The organism is Actinoalloteichus caeruleus (assembly GCF_049311605.1).
Classification (GTDB): Bacteria; Actinomycetota; Actinomycetes; order Mycobacteriales; family Pseudonocardiaceae; genus Actinoalloteichus_B; species Actinoalloteichus_B caeruleus.
The window spans coordinates 4,885,359-4,904,122 of the sequence record NZ_CP186005.1; the positions used below are offsets into that span (position 1 = coordinate 4,885,359).

Here is an 18,764-nt window from a genome sequence, read left to right on the forward strand (position 1 = left end):
CCGGATCCGCGTTCGTGGGGGCCGGTTGGTCATGCTGGTCGGGCGGGCGGCTGAGGCGCGAGCCGGTGCCGGCGGCCCCCGCGACATCAGCTCCTCGGCCCACCGCGCTCGGCCACCCGCCTCCGCTCCGCCGCCCGGACCACGGCGACCGCGACCACCATGGCGACGAGGAGCACGGCTGTCCCGAGCCACACCATCCACGGGTGCACGGAGAGGCCGGCGCCGTCGACCCCGGGGGTTCGACCGCCGTCCCGTCCGGTGACCACCACCGCCAGCACCACGAGGATCGACGCGGACACCGCCAGCAGGGCCACCGCCCGCCGCCCGACGGCCAGCCAGCCGGCCAGGCGGCGGAGGCGTTCGGACCTGCGGGCCGGGGCGAGCAGCCTGACCAGCAGCAGGACGGCCACGGGTATCTGGAGCAGCCACAGCGTCGTCCTCGGCCACCCGTCGAACCACACGTTCGTGCCGTACAGCAGGGTGTGCCAGGCGCTGAGGACGTAGACGACGATGACGAATCGGTGCAGCGCCCGCCACGTCCTCCCGCCCGTGCGGTGCCGGAGGTAGAAGGCGATGCTGAGCGGGATGGCCAGGTAGAACGCCAGCAACCCGAGCAGGATCGCGACCCGTCCGGTGCCGGAGGAGTAGCCGCCGGGCACGAAGGCCTCGACGAACGCGTTCCACGTGCGGCCGACCCAGCCGCCCCCAGGCTCCCTGGTGCGCACGAGTTCGGTGAAGAAGAGGAAGGCGTGCGCGAACATCAGGCCGATGGTGGTGAGGCTGGTCGCGCGGTGCCACCGTTCGATCCGGGCGGGCGGCACCGGGAGCCAGCGGGGTGGCCGGGCGGAGCGCACCAGGCCCAGCATCGTCGTCATCCAGGCCCACAGCAGCGCTGACCAGCCGAAGGCCTGGCAGAGCCAGTACATCCAGTAGGCGTTGGCGTCGGCGAGGTAGGGCATCACCTCGAGCGTGGCCGAGACGCCGGTCCGCACCCGGTGGTGCAGGAACGCGAAGATCGCCCCGGTCAGCAGCAGAGCCGCGACCGCGTCCGGTACGGCGGCCCGCAGGTCCGCCAGCGGCTCGGAAGGCCGCCGCCCAGTGTCGTCGGTCGTTGTCGTCGAGACCATCGCGCCCTCCCGGTCGTCCCCCACGTACACAGTCGGACGGGGAGCCGGGAAAGTTCCAGGGAACTCGCACCTCCGGGCCGAGGACGGCCAGGCCGGCCACCTGCTGGGGCGTGGACGCCGAGCGCACCCACCGCCGCTGGTTCGCGCCGCGGTCGTCACGCACTCCCGGGGAGTGCGCCGTGCGCCTCCCCGGCGGGAACGGCAGTGGCGCCGGGCACTCCTACCGCCGCCGGGCTTGACCTTCTGGTTACCGCAGGGTCCACGCTCCTGGTGTGTTGTCCATCAGCGATTTCAGCCAGGTGTGCCAACTTCCGGCACAGACCCTGCGCTTCTACCACTCCGAGGGCCTGGTCGTGCCGGCGGAGGTCGACCCCAGGACCGGGTACCGCCGCTACACCTTCGACCAGGTGGAAAGGGCGCTGCTCGTGGCGACGTTGCGCCGGGCCGGGCTGGCCGTCCGCCTCGTCCGGCACGCCCTGGCGCACCCTGAGGACACGCCGGAACTGTTGCGGAACCACCGGGAGGCGATCCGCCGCCAGCGTCAGGCCGAGGACGCCGCGCTCGACGACGCTCGCGTGTTCGTCGACGCGTGGCCGCAGGTGCGGGAACAGGCGACACCGGCAACGTTCGCGCTGTCCGCCGCCGTCCCCGCCCGAGCCGCGGAGCGCGGCGAGACCCACGAGGCGTGGTACGACTGGGACGAGCTCAACGAGGCGGTCTGGGAGGTCGTCAACCGACTCGCGTCGCTGGCCGACGGCCTGGGCGCACGGGTATCGGGGGCGCCCTGGCGGTGCTCGGCGATCGAGACCCGGGAGCAGCGGCGGCGCTACCACACCCCGGAAGGTCCGCACTGGCTGGTGAAGGTCCCGGTGGATCTCGAGGAGGTGCCGCCGGAACGGCTGCCCGACGGGGTCACGCACGAACTGTTCGAGACCCGCACGGAGATGTCGATCGAGATGCCCGGTGAGGACTCCGCCGCCAAGTACGCGGCGGCGCTGTCCCGACTCATGGCCCACCCGCTCGACAACGCCTTCCTCGACGTGGCGCGGATGCGTCACATCCTGCGCCCTGGCGGGGTGGAGACGGCGATGGCCGTCATCGCGCTCGACGAGTACGAGGACCCGTTCTGTTCCTGACGGGTCACCGCCTGGGACCACCGGCCGGGACGCGACGACCGCCCCGACGGCGAGCTCGACGAGGCATTGGTGGCCGGTGCCGCTGACGAGCTCGCCCCGGTGGGACGGGGCGTTCACCACGCCGAGGACAGAGCTCCATGAAGGCGGCGGGGGCGGGGGCCCGGATCCCGACGCGGCGACTCCTCTCCACGCTCTCGGCGACCGACCACCAGTCGCGCGGGCCTGAGGGGTGGCGCACCCCCCGGGACCGAACCGTCGTACCCGTGCCGCGGCGGGCGAACACCCGCGCCAGGCGTCGCGCTCGCGCCGACCGGGACGTGACCCCGGGCGCCACCAGGTCGGTCAGGGCCGGACCGGGTCGGACCACCCCTGCTGCCGGGTGCCCGACGGGCCCTCGGCGGAATGGTGCCGCCGGGTGCGCAGGTGGAAGACCACGAGGCCGACGAGCCCGCAGCCGACGCACCAGGCCAGCGAGTTCAGCAGCGGGGCACGCGGTACGAGGTCGGTGAAGCCGGCGGCGACCCCGAGCTGCATCGGGCCGTAGTTGGGCAGGTAGACGATGAGCGCCGCGTCGGCGGCGGGGTTCGCGATCGGGTTCTGCAGGGCGAGGTCGATGATGCTGACCATGATGATGGTGAACATGCCTTCCAGGTCGTCCGGGAGGAACACCCCGAGGACGATGCCGATCCCGCCGTAGATGAGCCCGGACACCACGAGGGCCAGGTAGAGCAGCCACGGCTGCCGCACGTCCCAGTAGGCCAACATCACCAGGGTGGCCCAGCCGGCGACGAGGAGCGAGCCGACGGTCAGGGCCACGAGTTTGGCCAGCAGGAGCGCGCGCCGGGGGCAGCCAGCGTCGGTGAGACGCCGGTCGAACATCCTCGCCCGCCGGGTGGCGCTGAACATCAGGAACCCCATCAGCAGGGTGACCGCGTTCAGCGAGCCGCTGATCATGGTGAGTTCCCGACCGCTGACCTGGAGCAGGGTCCCCGTCGACCGGTGCGTGAAGTCGAGGGGTACCGGTGAGAACACCAGGTGTGCGAGGCTGATCCACACGGGGATGAACACGAGCAGCAGGAGCATGGCGAGCCGGTTCCGGCTCAGCTCGTACAGCGTCAGCCATGCGACCGTCCCGGCGGTTCTCACCGTCGGTCCTCCGTTTTCGGCCCGCGCAGCACACCAGCGCGGAGGCGGTGCAGCCGGTCCAGACGTTCGATGTCGTGTGCCAGGTGGGAGATCACCAGGATCGCGCGGCCCCTGGCCCGCAGGTCGTCGGCGAGGTCCCAGAACCGGAGGTAGGTCTCCCAGTCGAAGCCCTGGTACGGCTCGTCGAGCAGCACCACGGCGGGATCGTGCATCAGCGCCAGGACCAGGTTCAGCTTCTGCTGGTTCCCGCCGCTGAGCACACCGGCCGGGACCCGCTCGTAGCGGGTGAGCCCGAGCCGCTCGGCCAGTTCCCGTGCGCGGTGGTCGTTCTGGAGGCGGTAGGCGACCTGGAAGAGCCTGAGGTGTTGGCCGACGGTGAGGGCCTCGTTCACCACCGCCTGCTGGGGGCAGTACCCCAGGGAACCCCGCACTCGCACCGTCCCGCCGTCGGGGCGGAGCTGCCCGGCGAGTATCCGGAGGAGGGTCGTCTTTCCAGCTCCGTTCTCCCCCACCACCCCGACCAGTTCCCCAGGCCGGACACCCAGGTTGACGTCGGTCAGGACCCGCTGTCGTCCGTAGGACCTGCTGACCGAGGAGACCAGCAGCACGGGGTCGTGGTCACCGGCTGCCGGGTGGGCGACGACTCCGCCGCCGGCACGGGGGCCGCCGCCCACGTCGGGCGGGTTCCCGAGAGCTCCGAGGCCACCGGGACCCGATCCGCGTGCCGGGGAATCGCGGGTCCGGCCGCCACTCGCGGGACCCGTCCCGGGTGCCGCTCCGACGCCCGGGCGGGGTTCGGGCGGGGGTGTCCCCGGTGGCGAGCCGGGTAACGGACGTGTCTTCCTCACGAACCGAACCGTCCCTTCTCACGGCGGGCACCGAGGAGGTGCGTCCCGAGCACCAGGGCCTGGGTGGAGCGGGACAGCTCGACCCGCTGGCGCAGGGCCCGGGCACCAGCCCGGTCGACCAGCTCGAAGTGCGTCATCATCACCCTGGTCGCCGCGGCCATGAAGGGCCGGTCGACCGGGGGCAGGTGGTGCACCAGGGCGGCCCCCTCCCGGCACATCTCCCGAGCCCGGGAGGCGAGGTGGCGCACCAGGTCGTCGAGGGCGGGGCTGGGGAGGCCGCGTCGGAACTCGGACCGGCTGACCGAGAACCGCGCCAGGTCCTCGTCCGCCACGTAGACCCGCCCCCGTGGCAGGTCCACCGGGAAGTCGCGGGTGATGTCGACCAGTTGGAAGACCTCCCCCATCTTCGAGGCCAGCCGATCGGCCTCCTCGGAGACGACGCCGAGGAGCCGCACTCCCAGCAGAGCGGGCACCCCGGCCACCCCGCGCAGGAACTGGCGGAGGTCCTCGAACGTGGGGAATTCGGCGGGGCCGGCCGCGTCACGCGCCGTCGCGTCGAGGAAGGCCTCGAAGAGCGTGGGGTCGAGGTCCCGTTCTCTGCTGGTGTGCACCACCGCTCGGCGGAGCGGGTGATCGCTGTGCCCCCTGCGCAGCTCGCGCAACGACTCCTCGGCCCACCGGTGGAAGTGCCTCCGCCGTGAGCCCGGGGTCTCCCCTTCGTCGGCGATGCGGTCCGAGGTGGTGCAGAAGGCGTAGACGGCGTGCGCGTGGGGGCGGGTCCTGGCCGGCAGGAGCGCACGCACCGTGAGGAAGCTCAGGCGGTCGCCAACGGCGTGCACCCGACGGCACAACGCGAAGGAGTCACGCAGCGTGGAATCGTTTCTCACGGCCATTCCGCCCCCGTCGCCCGTCGGTCAGCTGTTTCCGCGAACAATGGGGTCAATCGGATCGGCTGGCAATTCGAGTCCAACGACCGTGGCAGCTCGATTTCCCAGATCGGGACGCGATCCACCGAATCCTCACCACGTTCTGGACCACACGAGTCGTGGTCGTCATCAGATTACTCATCGTGGATCACCCGGACCATCACACGATCGGGGCTAATGGTTGCCTCCTTCCGTGACCGACCGCCCCGGACCCAGGCGAGATCAGGACGGGGACCGGCGTCGGCCACCCAGTTGGGCGGAGCGGTACCACGACACGGCCGTGGACCGGTGGGCGCGGGTGGACCACGGCAGCGGGAGGGGACCGCGGGGGACCGCCCTGGTTCGCGCCACCGCCTCGGAGCGGCACCTTCGGCATAGTCTTCGGTCCCACCGCAGGGACTTCGGCCGTGGCGACCATCAGCCTGTAACCAGGCGGTCGGCTGCCGAGGGCGGACGTCGGCCGCCCCCAGCCACGACGATCCCTGGAGTACCGATGCAGAGGAAAGCCCCGGGCAACACGGTCGAAGCCCTGCTGCGCGCCGCGGCGGGACCCCCCGACGAGATCGGCGCGCTGGTCGACGAACTGACGTTGGAGACGGTGGTACCGCTGGTCATCGACGAGATCGTCAGCCGGTGCGCACCGCCGAGCGGGGTGACCGCGACGCTGGTGCTCGAACTACGACGGGGCGAGGGCAGGTCGGAACACACCTTCTCCTTCGACGGGGGAGAGCTGGAGGTGACCGCCGGGCGAGCCGGGGACCCCGGTGCGCTGGTCCGCTTCGAGATCGCCGACCTCGTCACCGCGCTGTACGGCCCCGCCACCAGGCCATCCGGGACCACCAGGCAGGTCGAATCCCTGCTCACCCCTCCTGGGCGGGACCCGCGCGAGGACAGCTACCTGATGTTCCAGGCGCAGCGGCCCTATGCCGAGGCGATCCAGGCCGTGCTCTCCGGCTGCCTGTCGGCTCCCGTGAGCCTGGACGACCTCGCGGTGCGGTTCGGCTCCGACAAGTGGGGTTTCCTCCACTGGTTCACCCAGCACTACGCCGAGCACTTCCGGCGGTTGGCGGACGAGCCGGTGCGCCTCCTTGAGATCGGCGTCGGCGGGTACGACGACCCCACGGCGGGTGGGGCATCCCTGCGGATGTGGCAACGCTACTTCCGCAGGGGCCTCGTCTACGGACTCGACATCCACGACAAGTCGACCATCCGCGGTCCGAGGATGCGCACCATCCGGGGCGACCAGAACGACCCTGAGTTCCTGGGGCGGCTCGCCGAGGAACTGGGGCCCTTCGATGTCGTGATCGACGACGGCAGCCACGTCAACGAGCACGTGTCGACCTCCTTCGACGCCCTCTTCCCCCACGTCAGGGAGGGTGGGATCTACGTCATCGAGGACATGCACACCTCGTACTGGGAGGGTTTCGGTGGCGGCCCGCCCGGCAGCGGGGTGACCGGCACCTCGGTGGAGCGGGTCAAGGCGCTTCTCGACGGGCTGAACCTGCTCGAGTACCGCTCGCTGGACGAACACACGCCGTCGATGACCGAACGGTATGTCTCGGGCGTGCACTGCTACCGCAACATCGCCTTCGTCGACAAGGGGCTCAACACCAAGGACGCGCCGCCGCCGTGGATTCCCCGCGAGCCGGTCTGACGCACGCCCAGCACAGGCCCCGCCACCGCTCGCCGGGCTCGCCCGGCGAGCCCACGCGGCCGACGCGTCGGCACCGGTGTCACGGGACCCCGTGGTCGCGTGGTCTTAGCTTAGACTAACCTCACTGGTGACTGACCGTCGGTCATTCGTTCGTCGCAGGACATGGAGTCGCTGATCCGTGCCCTCCGCGACTGTTGGCCGACCCGGGTGCCGCCCGCGTCACTCGCCACCAACGGAGGATGTCGAGAGCCGCGGGACGGGAAGGTGAAGGACGAGCGGAGCGAGGGATCCTCATGAAAAGCACGGAGACGACGGCGGAGCAATTCGAGCCCGCCGGCGCCCCGGCATCTGATGAGCAGCAGCCGAGGGCCGAACCGAACGAGCCCCGTCTGCTTCCGATCCGCGACACGGCCCGGATGCTCCGCCCGGTGCGACGCCACCTCATCACCTGCGCGGTGTTCTCCGCCGTGGCGGCCGCCGCGGGCTTCCTGCCGTTCGTGGCCGTCGCGGAGATCGCGCGAACCGTACTGGGGAACACCGGTGGTCCGGTGGCGAGCACGGTGTGGGCCTGGGCCATCGCCGGCGCCTGCGGCGCGCTCCTCCGGCTCCTGCTGCTCGGCCTGTCCACCCACGTCGGGCACAAGGCCGACGCCCAGATGCTGCACAGCCTCCGGGTGCGGATCGTCGGGCGACTCGGCACCGTCCCGCTGGGTTGGTTCCGCGCGGCGGGGTCGGGGCGGGTCAAGAAGGCGATGACCGACGACCTCGAGGAGATGCACGAGCTCTTCGCCCACGCGCTGGGCGGCCTGCTCGGCGCGGCGGTGGCGGTGGTCGTCGGAACGACCTACCTCTTCCTGGTGGACTGGCGGATGGCCCTGGTCACCCTGGCCGTGCCCGTGCTGACGCTGATCACCTACCGGATGTCGATGCGTTCGCTGCCCGAGCACATGTCCCGTCTCATCGCGGCGGAGGGCCAGATCAGCGCGGCGAGCGTGGAGTACGTCGACGGCATCGGCGTGGTCAAGACCTTCGGCGGCACGGAGGGACGGGTCCTGGGCCGGTTCGCCGACGCGATGGCCGAACACACCGCGGCCTACCGGGCCTGGATGGCGGGCCACCGCAGGAGTTCCGCGGTGAACCGGGTGCTCGGATCCGAGATGGCGGTCTTCGGGGTGGTGATGGCCGCCGGGCTGGCCTTCGTGGCCGCCGGCTGGCTCCCCGTGGCGGACCTCCTCCCCTTCCTCGTGGTGGGAGTGGGCCTGCCCACCTCCTTCAGCCCGATGATCCACGGTGCCCAGGGTCTCCGGATGGCACGGATGGCCGCCGGCCACATCGACAGCCTGCTCAGGCACCCACCGCTGCCCGAACCCGACCACCCCCGCCAACCCGAGGGGTACCGCATCGAGTTCGACCGGGTGTCCTTCTCCTATGACGGAGTCACCAACGCCGTGGCGGAGATCGACACGGTTTGCGAGCCCGGCACGGTCACCGCCATCGTGGGGCCGTCCGGCGCGGGGAAGAGCACCATCGCGAGCCTCCTTCCCCGGTTCTACGACGTCACGGCCGGCGCCATCAGGATCGGGGGCGTGGACCTGCGGGATATCTCCTCCAGGACCCTGCTGGCGTCGATGTCCCTGGTGTTCCAGGACGTCACCCTGCTGCGGGACACGGTCACCGAGAACATCAGGGTGGGGCGCCCCGGTGCCACCGACGAGGAGGTCAGGGAGGCCGCGGAAGCAGCACAGATCGACGAGGTCATCAAGCGGCTCCCGCTGGGGTACGACACGGTGCTGGAGTCGGGGACGGGCGGTCTGTCCGGTGGCGAGCGTCAACGGTTGACCATCGCGCGGGCGATCCTCTCGCGGGCACCGATCGTGGTGCTCGACGAGGCGACGGCCTCGCTCGACCCGGACAGCGAGGCCGCGGTGCAGGACGCGCTCGCCCGGCTCGTCGCGGGGAAGACGGTGGTCGTGATCGCCCACCGGCTGCACACGATCCAGCACGCCGACCAGATCCTCGTGCTGGAGGCGGGCCGCGTCGTCGAGAACGGCACCCATGCGGAACTCCTCGGACGACGAGGCCTGTACGCCCGGATGTGGCGTGCCCAGCAGAACGGAGACAGCAGGTGATTCGCAGGCTCTACCGCTTGTGGCCCCATCCCGGCCTGATGGTCCGTGTGTGGCTGATGACGGCGGTCCTCGCCGTGCTGCAGGGGCTGTTGCTCGGGTTGCTGATCCCGATCCTGCGCGCGGTGTTGCGCCCGGAGCCAGATTTCGCGGCCGCCGCCCCGTGGCTCGTCGTTGGCGGACTCGGACTGGCCCTGTACGCGGTGCTGAGCGTGGTGGCCACGCCTCTGGGGTTCACGGCGAGCATGAAGCTGGCCGAACAGCTCCGGCACCACCTGATGCGCCACGTCACCACCCTTCCCCTGGGATGGTTCACCTCGGACAGGAAGGCGACCTTCGTCCGCACGGTCACGAACGTGACGGGCGTCCTGTCCCAGCTGACGGTGACCGTCGCCGCACCGGCGATCACCTGCGTCCTGGTGCCCGTCACCGTCATCGGGGTGACCTTCGCCGTGGACTGGCGCCTGGCGCTGGTGCTGCTGGCCACCCTCCCGCTCGCCCTGGCCGTGATGCGGGTCTCCCGTCGGACCGTTGCCCGGGTGTCGGTCGACATGGAGATCGCGGCGAACGAGGTGGCCGGACGCGCCATCGAGTTCGGCCAGGCGCAGCCGGTGCTCCGGGCGGCGGGCACCAGCTCCACGGGCAGCGCGCGGATGCGGGAGGCGCTGGACGACCACCGCTCGCAGTACCGGCGTGGCCTGGACCGGATGTTGTTCCCCGACCTCTCCTACAGCGGGGTCGTGATGATCGGCTACGTGGTGGTGCTGGTTCTCGGGGTCCAGTTCCTGTTGTCCGGCACGCTGTCCGTGGCGGACTCCCTCGCACTGCTGATCCTGGCCATCCGCTTCCTGGAACCGCTCGGGGCGATGATCGACCACGCGTCCGGGATCGGAGCGATGGACTACCTCGCCGAGCGGGTCGAGAAGGTGCTGCGCATCCCCGCCCTCCCCCACCACCCGAACCCGGTGCGCTCTCTCCGGAGCGCCGACATCGAGTTCTCCCGGGTGACCTTCTCCTACGGGGACACACCCGCCCTGACCGATGTCTCCTTCCGGTGCCGGCCGGGCACCACCACGGCGCTGGTGGGGCCTTCCGGGTCGGGGAAGACGACGATCACCCGGCTCGTGGCGCGGTTCTTCGACGTGGATTCCGGCAGCGTGCTGGTGGGCGGCGTGGACGTCCGGGAGCTGGACCACCCGGTCCTGCTGAACGACGTCGCGATCGTCTTCCAGGACGTCTACCTGTTCGACACGACGATCGAGGAGAACCTCCGGCTGGCCCGGCCGGAGGCGAGCCGGGCGGAGTTGGAGGAGGCTGCTCGCAACGCCCGCCTCGACGAGGTCATCGAACGGTTGCCGGCGGGGTGGCGGACCCGCGTGGGGGAGGGCGGCACCCAGCTCTCGGGTGGCGAACGTCAGCGGGTCTCCATCGCCAGGGCCTTCCTCAAGCGGGCCCGGGTGGTGCTCATCGACGAGGCGGCCTCGGCGCTCGACCCCGAGAACGAGAGTGCCGTCAGCCAGGCCATCGCGAACCTGTCGGTGGACCCCGAACGGACGGTCATCGTGATCGCCCACCGCCCCGGGACGCTGGCCACGGCCGATCAGGTGGTGGCCCTCGACAGGGGGCGCATCGCGGAGGTCGGGACACCGGCGGATCTGCGGAACACGGGCGGGATCTTCTCCCGCCTGTACGACCAGTACGAGCACGCGAGGAGCTGGCGGATCACGAGTTGACCCCCCGGGTGGTTCAAGGGGTGGGTGCGGGTTCGCCGGGCGGGTCGGCCGGGCGGACGGACAGGGCGTGCCGGAACACGTCGCGTGGGTCCCAGTCGCGCTTCACCCGTCGCAACCGCTCGTAGTTGTCCTTGTAGTACAGGTAGTGCCAGGGCACGCCGGAGGTGTTCCAGGCCGGGTCGGCCAGGTCGGTGTCGGGGTAGTTGATGTACGTACCGTCGTGGACCTCACCGGGAACGGGAACACCTCCGGTTTCGGCGTAGACGTCCCGGTAGAACCTCCGCATCCAGTCGAGGTTCTCGGCGTCGTCCGCCGCGTCGGACCAGATGGCGATGTACACGGCCTTGAGGACGGAGTCGCGCTGGGCGAGCGCGGTCGCGGCCGGGTCGACCGCGTTGATCTGGCCGCCGTAGGCGAGCAGCCACAGCCTGGCGAGTTCGACTCCGGCCCGGGGGCTGGTCAGGTAGTCGTAGACGGTGTCGATCTGCTGGCGGGTGAAGCCCCGCCGGAGATACCCGGCCTTGCCCTTGTACCGGTCGTACTCCGCTCCCCGGTGGGCGTCGCCATCGGGCACAGGGGGCATCATCGTGTAGAGCCACGGTGTCGCCTGTCCGATGTGCTGCTCACCGCCCACTCCGTCGCCGACCTCGTCGAGGTAGTCCGCCAGCATGCGGCGAGCGTCGGGCGGTCCCCCGTCGATCATGGCGGCGACCACGACGGCTTCGCCGTCCTCCTGGTCGCCCCGCCCGGTGACCACGAGTCGGGAGGCGAGTGCGGCGTACCGGCAGCCGGGGGAGCTGTTGGCCTGGTGCCACCGCCCGTGGTTGTCCATCAGCTGGTGGAAGGCGTCGCGGGTCAGCCCGTCCCAGGTCCAGCGGCGCACACCGGTGAGCAGGGTGGCGGGCGGTGGGGGTAGGAGTTGGGCCGGGTCGTCACCCGGGGTCACGGCGCTTCGCAGCCAGTACCGGGTGACGACGCCGAAGTTGCCACCGCCGCCGCCCGTGTGCGCCCACCACAGCTCGTGGTGGGGGTCGGCCGGGTCCCGGGTGGCGATGACCGCGCGTGCCGTGCCGTCGGCGTCGACCACGACGACCTCGACGGCGAACAGGTAGTCGACGACGGAGCCAAGGCTGCGGGAGAGCACCCCGTATCCCCCGCCCTGGATGTGGCCGCCGACGCAGACCGAGTGCCCCCAGCCTCCCGGTATGGTGACCCCCCAGGTCAGGTAGAGGACCCGGTAGATCTCGCCCAGCGTGGCACCGGATTCCACGACGAAGGCCCTCCTCCCGGGATCGTGGTAGACGCCGTTCATGGCGGACAGGTCGATGATCACGCCGTCGCTGGCCTCGCCGACGGAGTTCTCCATCGAGTGGCCTCCGCTGCGGATCGTGATCCGGTCCCCCGCCCGCACTGCCTCGGTGACGGCGGTCACGACCTGCTCGGTCGTCCGGGGGACGCGGAAGTAGCGGGGACGGTGTTCGAACCGCTCGTTCCTCACTCGGAGCGCGAGGTCCTCGTACCGGGCGTCCTCGGGGGTGATGCGGGGCGGGCCCGGGTCGCCGCTGAGGACCTTGGGGTTGATCAGCCGGTTCGACGGCACCTCGTCCATCGTGGACGCTCCTTCGCGGGTGTGGACGGTTGGCTTGCGATCGCGGTCACGCGGTCACGCGGTCAGCTCAGCGAGGATGTCGGGCAAGTGGTCGGCGATCTCGTCCGGGCCGGGCATCGCGGCGATCTCGTCCGCGACCCGTCGCGCCGACGCGCGGAACGTCGGTTCGGCGAGCAGGCGTCGCGCCGAGGCCGCCACCGCCGAGGCGGTGAGTTCCTCGGGCAGCAGCCGTTCACCGGCGCCGGCCGCGAGGACGGCGTCGGCGTTGACGAACTGGTCGACTCCTCGCGGGAGGAGCAGTTGGGGCAGGCCCTCGGCGAGCGCGCCGAGCATCGTTCCCGAACCGGCATGGCTCACGACGAGTTCGAGGTGGGGCAGTACGGCCGCCTGCGCCACCCAAGGACGGACGATGACGTTGTCCGGTGGGGCCCCCAGCACGTCCACGGGGAGTTTCGGACCGGTCGCGACGAGGACCGTCGCGTCGAGTACCGCGAGACCCGCCACCGTCTCGCGGATCGCGGCCGAGGCGCCCTCCGCCCCGGCCTCGGTGCCGAAGGTGACGTAGACCCGGGGGCGGTGACCGGTGGAGGCCGGTAGGGGCGGCAGCGGGTGGGCATCGTCGACGTGGGGGACGGGACGGAGTTCGACTCGTCTCGCGCCGGCCACGAAGTCGGGGTCCTGCATCGAGGGCGGGTAGATATCGAGGTAGGGATGTCCGAGAGGGTTGGGGTCGGTCAGGTCGAGACGCAGCTTCCGTTCGGCCGCGAAGTCCCGAACCCTGCTCACGTACTCGGGTGAGAGCTGGGTGAGCGTGCGGTGACCCAGTCCGTGGGCAAGCGCGGGAACGCCCACCGCCACTGCCGCGATCCCAGCTCCAGGGCAGACCGCGTCGTAGACGAGGAGGTCCGGGCGGAACCGTCGCAGTGCGACCTCCAGGTCATCCGCGTAGCGGCGCGGGAGCACCGAGCCGAAGACGACGGCCAGGTAGCCCGGGATCTGCTCCGGGCGCAGGTCCGCGATGCGGACGGGTCGCCCGAACACGTGGTGGGCGGCTTCCTCGAACGCCGCCGGCATGGACATCCCCGCCGCGACCGGTTCCAGCCCCAACGCCGCCACCCGTCCGTGCAGCCCGGCGTCGATGGCATAGCCGACGTGGTGTCCGCGCCGGCTGATCGCCGTCGCGAGGGGAAGGAGTGGGAAGAAGTGGCCGATCGAGGAAAGACCTGCGAACAGCACGCGCATCTGGCCCCCAGGGTTGGTTCGGAGCATGGCGCCGGGTGAGGGGCCCCGGCGCTGCCCTCCGCTCCGGCTGGCCACCCGTCCCGGTCCCGGTCGGTCGGTTCCAGCGTGGGTGGCCTACCGGGAGAAGTCGCTGCGGTGGGACCGAAGTCTTTGCCGACGCCCTGGTGGTGGGCGGGACCGTCAGGGTGGCCACGTTGGTCCGAACGAGGGGGCGATGGGACATGCTCGCTCGCCCCCGGCATCCGCCCCGCCCCCGGTTCGGCCCTGGTCGGCCAGGAAGCGGGAGTGTTCGGGCCGGGTGCCTCGCACGTCCGGTGTCCCGAGAGCCGGCGGCCGGCCGGGTGTGCCGTCGCACACCACGGGCCCGGCTGGCGGTAGGCAGGAAGATCAACCTGTCGTACGCTCCGCCCCGTTCTCGCGCCGGGCTGGGAGGTCCCGCTCGGCGCGGGACGACCGCACGAGTCGCTTGCGAGGAGACGAGAGCATGTCCCGACACTCCACCGCGGCCACCCTCGCGCTGTGCCTGCTCGCCACGGGTTGCGCGTACGGGTCCGCCGCCGGGCAGCCGGCTGAGCCGGAATCGACGACGGTGGCGCGGGAGGACGCCCAGGGGTGGGCCGCGCCGCCGGTCAACGCCTCCTTCGACTACCAGATCGGCGGTGAGTACCCCTTACCGGAGGACGTGACGGTGGTGTCCCGCGACTGGTACTACGGTTCCGTCCCGCAGGACGTCTACGGCATCTGCTACGTCAACGCCTTCCAGACCCAACCGGACTGGTCCGGGACACGACCCGATGAGCTGTCGAACTGGCCGTCCCACCTGGTGCTCCTCGAACTGGGCGACGACCCGAACTGGGGCGGCGAGTACCTCGTCGACATCTCGACCGAGGGCAACCGGATCGACGCGGTCGAGCACCTGCGGCCGATGTTGGAGACCTGCGCCGACAAGGGGTTCTCGGCGGTGGAGTTCGACAACCTCGACTCGTGGATGCGCTTCGACGGGACGCCGGTCGAGGAGTTGGTCGCCTTCGGGCAGGACGAGGCGGTGGACTTCGCGGCCCGGCTGACTGAGGTCACCCACGACCTGGGGATGGCCGCGGCCCAGAAGAACACGGTGGAGTTGCCGCGCGCGGTGTCGCTGGAGGAGATCGGGTTCGATTTCGCGATCGCCGAGAACTGCGGCATGTGGCGGGAGTGCCAGCTGTACCGGCAGGTGTTCGGCGACAACCTGATCGCCATCGAGTACGAACGCCAGCACTTCGAGTCGACCTGCGCCGAGATCGGTGACAGCGTCTCGGTGGTCCTGCGGGACGTGAACGTCACCCCGCCGGGGTCGCCGACGTACCAGTACGACTCCTGCTGATCGCGCCGCGGCTCGGCCTCCCGGTCGTGAACGCCGCGACCGGGAGGTGAGCGCGGAACGCCGACCTGGGCCGTGCTGGCGCCCGTGCCCCGGCACTCCCAGGCACACTGCGCCAGGCCGCCGTCAGGCCCGCTGTTCGGCGCTGCCCGTCCTTCCGACCGGGGGCTGGCGGGTGGGTGACCCGCCCGGGGAGGAACGCAGCGATCCGAGCAGTCGGCGCAGGGCGGCGACGGTCTCCTCCAGTTGGGCCGGGGAGTCGGCGCGGGCCAGCCAGAGCGCGGCCTCGTTCATGGCGCCGGAGAGCAGGCGCACCAGTGGTTCCCGTGGTTGCTGGTCGATGACGCGCGCGGTCATCAGCTGGTCGAGCACCTCGTCGAGGTGACGCGCCGACGATTCCTCGTCCAGGGCGCGCCACTCCTCCCAGCCGAGCACCGCGGGACCGTCGACGAGCATGACGCGCCGCACCTCGGGGGCGGAGCTGGCGACCAGGAACTCGCGACAGCCGGCGAGGAGACCCTCCCAGGGGTCACCCTGCCGCTCGGCGGCGGCGACGACGCGGTCGGCGACCTCCTCCTGCGCTTGGCGCACCACGGCTCGGAACAGGCCGGCCTTGCTGCCGAAGTGGTGATAGAGCGCGCCCTTGGTCAGCGCGAGCTCCCGTGCGATCTCGTTGAGCCCCACCTCCGCGTATCCCCGTCGGGAGAAGAGCGCGCGGGCCGTGGTGATCAGCGCCCGCCGCGTCGCCTCGCGCTGCCGGGCCTTGCTCGACGTCGTCGCTCCCATCGGTCTCCTTCCGGTACGCCAGTTTGACATACCGAGGGTATGCGTCCTAGCGTCCCCCAGGTCACATACCGAGGGTATGTGAAGGGAAGGACGGGAACCATGACGCTGACCAGTTGCTATCCGGTGCTGTGCACCACCCGCCTGCGGGAGAGCCTCGACTTCTACACCCTCCACCTCGACTTCGACATCACCTTCGAGTCGGACTGGTACGTGAGCCTGCGCCACCGCGGCGCGCCACACCAGGAGCTCGCCCTCCTCGCGGCCGACCACCCCACGTTGCCGGAGAGCCACCGGGGCGCGACCGCGACCGGCGTGCTGATCAACATCGAAGTCGACGACGTGGACGCCCAGTACGCGCGCCTGGTGGAACGGGCGGGACTCCCCTGCCTGCTCGATCTCCGCACCGAGGACTTCGGGCAGCGCCACTTCATCACCCGGGACCCCAACGGCGTGCTGGTGGACGTCATCACCCCGGTGGCACCCACCGTGGACTTCGCCGACCAGTACTCATGACCCGTGGAGGGGAGCGCCGAGGACGGGCGGCGGGGCGCCGAACGCCGTGGGCTGGGGTGGACACCGCACTCCCGCTGCTGGCGACGACGACCGTCCGCCCCGTGACGGGTCAGCCGACCAGCTCCTGGCAGATCGCGGCGGCCGGGCGGGCGCTGGCGGACCGGAAGCCGGTGCCCGCCCACAGGTGTGTCGTGCCCGTGTCCCCCGCGCGGGCGGCCGCCGCCCGCAGCGGCGCCGTCATGCGGTGCACCTGCGGGTAGGCGGCCGGCGCGGCCTCGTCGTGGGCCGCGAGGAAGCGGTTGACCAGGCCACGCGCCCGACGACCGCTGAACGCCCTCGTCACCCTCGTCGTCCTCGGCTCCGGATCGACGAGAGCGGCCCGGTGGGTCGCGCTCGCGCCGCTCTCGTCGGCGAGGAGCAGGGCGGTGCCGACCTGGACGGCCACCGCTCCCCCACCGAGCGCGGCCCGCACCGCGGCCGGCGAGGCGAGGCCGCCGGCGGCCAGCAGGGGCAGCGGGACACTGGCTCGCACCGCCGCCAGGAGGGAGGCCAGCGGCTGGACCCGTTCCTCGGTGTCGTCGAAGGACCCCTGGTGCCCACCTGCCTCGGCTCCCTGCACGCACAGCGCGTCGGCTCCCCGTTCGGCCGCCGCACGGGCCTCCTCCACGCAGGTGACGGTCACGACCACCAGGCTGCCGGCCCGGCGCAGCGCACGGACGGCGCTCGCGTCCGGCAGCCCGAAGGTGAACGACACGACCGGCACGGGATCGTCGAGGAGAGCGGCGAGCTTGGCGGGGAAACCGTCGTCATCCCAGCGCGGCTCCCCCAGTTCGACACCCACCCTGGCGGCCTCGGGTGCCAGCCGCCGCCGGTACTCGTCGAGCTCCGCCGGGACGGCCCGGTCCTCGCCGGGCACGAACAGGTTCACACCGAAGGCCCGGTCGGTGCGGCCCCGCACCTCGCTCACCTGGTGGAGCATCTCCTGGGCGGAGCGGTAGCCACCCGCGAGGAACCCGAGGCCACCCGCCGAGTTCACGGCCACGACGAGGTCCGGGGTGCTCGCGCCACCGGCCATCGGGGCCGCGACCACGGGCGTCGTCAACTCGTCGAACTCGCCCACACCGATCTCCGTCCTCCGCCGGGCCATCGCACTCCTCCTGGAGCATCGCACGCCTCCCACCGTCCTCGGCCACGGTCCCCTCGGCGCCGCCGGAACCCGGGTTACGGTCGTCGGGTGCCGCCCGACCTCCACAGCAGCAACCAGCCGCTCAGCCCGGACACCGCCGGAACGGTCCTGCGGGAGGTGTGCCGGCGAACGGGGATGTCCGCCCCCGACGCCAGGCTCGTGCGGATCGGGGACAACGCGGTCTACCGCGTCGGGCCGGTCGTCGTCCGGATCGCCAGGTCCGTGGCCCTGCTCCCGGCGGCACGCCGGGAGGTGGCCGTCGCCCGGTGGCTGCGGACCCGGGACTTCCCGGCCGCCGTCCCGCTCGACCTCGACCAACCGATGATGGTGCTGGGTCGGGTCGTCACCTGCTGGGAGGCGGTCGAGGTCACAGCCCCGGCCACGACCGGGCAGCTCGCCACGCTGCTCCGCCGGTTCCACGAGCTCACGGCACCGCCGGAGCTGGACCTGCCAGCCCTCAACCCCTTCGCCCGCGTCGACCACTGGCTGGCGTCCGCCCCGCTCGACGAGCAGGACCTGGACTACCTGCGCGGGCGGGTGCGCCAGGCTCGGGCCGACTGGGCCGACCTCGACTTCGCGCTGCCGACGGGGGTGGTGCACGGTGACGCCAACACCGGGAACGCGGTGGTGGACGGTGCGGGCCGACCGCTGCTCCTCGACCTCGAGTACGCGGCGACGGGTCCGCGTGAGTGGGACCTGCTCCAGACGGCTCTCTTCGCGGACAGGTTCGGCTGGCACACCGAGGCCGAGTACCGGGCCTTCTCGGACGCCTACGGCTACGACATCCGCCGCTGGCCCGGTTACCAGCGGCTCGCGGACATCCGCGAGGTGCTGATGACCTGCTGGTTGAGCGCCAGGGCCGACGACGAGTGGGCAGCGGGGGAACTCCGGAAACGCCTGCGCGCGCTGCGCACCGGGGCCGACCGGCACGACTGGTCCCGGCGCTGACCCCGGTCGGACGAGGCCGGGACGACCGGCCGGGGAACGCTCGCGGCACCGGGCCGCCCCGGGTCGGGGACCGCCGGACCCGCCGCCCCGGGCCAGGGACCGGGGGCTCCGGTGCGCACCGGCGTGGTCGGTCGGCTCACGCGGCGGAACGCCGCCGCGTCGCGGGCGCAGCGTTCTCGTCCTCCCGGTCCGCCGGAGCGACCGCGACCACGACGAGGTCCGCCAGGAACTCCCGCTGGCCCGGGTGGCCGTCGAGCCGAGCGGTGGGCCAGGCGGCTGGCCGTCCGGTCATCCGGTGGCGGAGCCGACGCGCGCCACCGGGTGCGCCCTGCCGTGTCGCGCCTTCGCCGTGAGCCACCCCAGGCGCGGAGGGGTGCGGCGGGATGGCCCCGATCACGGGCGGCTCCGCCATCCCCGTGGTGGG

16 protein-coding genes are annotated in these 18,764 nt (G+C 71.7%); 7 read left to right on the forward strand and 9 right to left on the reverse strand.

The window, feature by feature from the left end:
* Positions 1–86 precede the first annotated feature (86 nt).
* Complete coding sequence (locus ACOJVX_RS19865) at positions 87–1,127, reverse strand: iron reductase (protein WP_418152782.1); 1,041 nt, start codon at positions 1,125–1,127, stop codon at positions 87–89.
* 272 nt (positions 1,128–1,399) lie between these two features.
* Between ACOJVX_RS19865 and ACOJVX_RS19870 the strand changes: the two genes are divergently transcribed.
* Positions 1,400–2,263 (forward strand): MerR family transcriptional regulator, encoded by an 864-nt coding sequence (locus tag ACOJVX_RS19870; protein WP_016697326.1) that lies wholly within the window; start codon positions 1,400–1,402, stop codon positions 2,261–2,263.
* 342 nt (positions 2,264–2,605) lie between these two features.
* On the opposite strand, the gene ACOJVX_RS19875 is transcribed toward ACOJVX_RS19870, so the two are convergent.
* The 3 genes from ACOJVX_RS19875 to ACOJVX_RS19885 form a co-directional block, all read right to left on the reverse strand.
* A complete protein-coding gene (locus tag ACOJVX_RS19875; RefSeq protein WP_026418554.1) occupies positions 2,606–3,409 on the reverse strand; it encodes a hypothetical protein in 804 nt (267 codons plus the stop codon).
* Complete coding sequence (locus tag ACOJVX_RS19880; RefSeq protein ID WP_418152785.1) at positions 3,406–4,083, reverse strand: ABC transporter ATP-binding protein; 678 nt, start codon at positions 4,081–4,083, stop codon at positions 3,406–3,408. The genes ACOJVX_RS19875 and ACOJVX_RS19880 overlap by 4 nt, the downstream gene beginning before the upstream one ends.
* A 170-nt stretch (positions 4,084–4,253) precedes the next feature.
* On the reverse strand, positions 4,254–5,144 hold the full coding sequence (locus ACOJVX_RS19885) for a phytoene/squalene synthase family protein (protein WP_162182575.1): 891 nt from the start codon (positions 5,142–5,144) through the stop codon (positions 4,254–4,256).
* A gap of 532 nt (positions 5,145–5,676) precedes the next feature.
* Between ACOJVX_RS19885 and ACOJVX_RS19890 the strand changes: the two genes are divergently transcribed.
* From ACOJVX_RS19890 to ACOJVX_RS19900, 3 genes are all read left to right on the forward strand, one after another.
* Entirely contained in the window at positions 5,677–6,837 is a 1,161-nt protein-coding gene (locus tag ACOJVX_RS19890) for a class I SAM-dependent methyltransferase (RefSeq protein WP_026418556.1), read from the forward strand.
* 293 nt (positions 6,838–7,130) lie between these two features.
* Positions 7,131–8,966, forward strand: coding sequence for an ABC transporter ATP-binding protein (locus ACOJVX_RS19895; RefSeq protein ID WP_422647004.1), 1,836 nt, complete (start codon positions 7,131–7,133; stop codon positions 8,964–8,966).
* Positions 8,967–9,004: 38 nt separating this feature from the next.
* Positions 9,005–10,696 carry an ABC transporter ATP-binding protein gene (locus ACOJVX_RS19900; protein WP_245588766.1) on the forward strand — a complete coding sequence of 564 codons (1,692 nt, stop codon included), beginning with the start codon at positions 9,005–9,007 and terminating at the stop codon, positions 10,694–10,696.
* A gap of 13 nt (positions 10,697–10,709) precedes the next feature.
* Here the strand turns inward: ACOJVX_RS19900 and ACOJVX_RS19905 are convergent, their stop codons facing one another.
* Both ACOJVX_RS19905 and ACOJVX_RS19910 read right to left on the reverse strand, forming a co-directional pair.
* On the reverse strand, positions 10,710–12,305 hold the full coding sequence (locus ACOJVX_RS19905; protein ID WP_103056314.1) for an FAD-binding oxidoreductase: 1,596 nt from the start codon (positions 12,303–12,305) through the stop codon (positions 10,710–10,712).
* A gap of 54 nt (positions 12,306–12,359) precedes the next feature.
* Positions 12,360–13,547 (reverse strand): glycosyltransferase, encoded by a 1,188-nt coding sequence (locus tag ACOJVX_RS19910; RefSeq protein WP_422647005.1) that lies wholly within the window; start codon positions 13,545–13,547, stop codon positions 12,360–12,362.
* 484 nt (positions 13,548–14,031) lie between these two features.
* Between ACOJVX_RS19910 and ACOJVX_RS19915 the strand changes: the two genes are divergently transcribed.
* Complete coding sequence (locus ACOJVX_RS19915; RefSeq protein WP_422647006.1) at positions 14,032–14,910, forward strand: endo alpha-1,4 polygalactosaminidase; 879 nt, start codon at positions 14,032–14,034, stop codon at positions 14,908–14,910.
* 123 nt (positions 14,911–15,033) lie between these two features.
* Here ACOJVX_RS19915 and ACOJVX_RS19920 read toward each other — a convergent pair whose 3' ends face one another.
* A complete protein-coding gene (locus ACOJVX_RS19920; RefSeq protein WP_016696893.1) occupies positions 15,034–15,693 on the reverse strand; it encodes a TetR/AcrR family transcriptional regulator in 660 nt (219 codons plus the stop codon).
* 99 nt (positions 15,694–15,792) lie between these two features.
* Between ACOJVX_RS19920 and ACOJVX_RS19925 the strand changes: the two genes are divergently transcribed.
* A complete protein-coding gene (locus tag ACOJVX_RS19925; protein ID WP_016696894.1) occupies positions 15,793–16,206 on the forward strand; it encodes a VOC family protein in 414 nt (137 codons plus the stop codon).
* Positions 16,207–16,315: 109 nt separating this feature from the next.
* Here the strand turns inward: ACOJVX_RS19925 and ACOJVX_RS19930 are convergent, their stop codons facing one another.
* Positions 16,316–17,353: a nitronate monooxygenase gene (locus ACOJVX_RS19930; RefSeq protein ID WP_051313875.1), complete on the reverse strand. Its 1,038-nt coding sequence runs from the start codon at positions 17,351–17,353 to the stop codon at positions 16,316–16,318.
* 87 nt (positions 17,354–17,440) lie between these two features.
* On the opposite strand from ACOJVX_RS19930, the gene ACOJVX_RS19935 reads away from it, so the two are divergent.
* Positions 17,441–18,340: a phosphotransferase family protein gene (locus tag ACOJVX_RS19935; RefSeq protein ID WP_422647007.1), complete on the forward strand. Its 900-nt coding sequence runs from the start codon at positions 17,441–17,443 to the stop codon at positions 18,338–18,340.
* Between the two features lie 136 nt (positions 18,341–18,476).
* Here the strand turns inward: ACOJVX_RS19935 and ACOJVX_RS19940 are convergent, their stop codons facing one another.
* Positions 18,477–18,632, reverse strand: coding sequence for a hypothetical protein (locus tag ACOJVX_RS19940; RefSeq protein WP_155886100.1), 156 nt, complete (start codon positions 18,630–18,632; stop codon positions 18,477–18,479).
* Between the last annotated feature and the right edge of the window lie 132 nt (positions 18,633–18,764).

Bases quoted from the DNA above. Each gene is read 5' to 3' on its own strand.
- ACOJVX_RS19865 (WP_418152782.1), bottom strand. From the start codon at position 1,127: ATGGTCTCGACGACAACGACCGACGACACTGGGCGGCGGCCTTCCGAG.
- ACOJVX_RS19890 (WP_026418556.1), top strand. From the start codon at position 5,677: ATGCAGAGGAAAGCCCCGGGCAACACGGTCGAAGCCCTGCTGCGCGCC.
- ACOJVX_RS19895 (WP_422647004.1), top strand. From the start codon at position 7,131: ATGAAAAGCACGGAGACGACGGCGGAGCAATTCGAGCCCGCCGGCGCC.
- ACOJVX_RS19900 (WP_245588766.1), top strand. From the start codon at position 9,005: ATGGTCCGTGTGTGGCTGATGACGGCGGTCCTCGCCGTGCTGCAGGGG.
- ACOJVX_RS19905 (WP_103056314.1), bottom strand. From the start codon at position 12,305: ATGGACGAGGTGCCGTCGAACCGGCTGATCAACCCCAAGGTCCTCAGC.
- ACOJVX_RS19910 (WP_422647005.1), bottom strand. From the start codon at position 13,547: ATGCGCGTGCTGTTCGCAGGTCTTTCCTCGATCGGCCACTTCTTCCCA.
- ACOJVX_RS19915 (WP_422647006.1), top strand. From the start codon at position 14,032: ATGTCCCGACACTCCACCGCGGCCACCCTCGCGCTGTGCCTGCTCGCC.
- ACOJVX_RS19920 (WP_016696893.1), bottom strand. From the start codon at position 15,693: ATGGGAGCGACGACGTCGAGCAAGGCCCGGCAGCGCGAGGCGACGCGG.
- ACOJVX_RS19925 (WP_016696894.1), top strand. From the start codon at position 15,793: ATGACGCTGACCAGTTGCTATCCGGTGCTGTGCACCACCCGCCTGCGG.
- ACOJVX_RS19930 (WP_051313875.1), bottom strand. From the start codon at position 17,353: ATGGCCCGGCGGAGGACGGAGATCGGTGTGGGCGAGTTCGACGAGTTG.
- ACOJVX_RS19940 (WP_155886100.1), bottom strand. From the start codon at position 18,632: ATGACCGGACGGCCAGCCGCCTGGCCCACCGCTCGGCTCGACGGCCAC.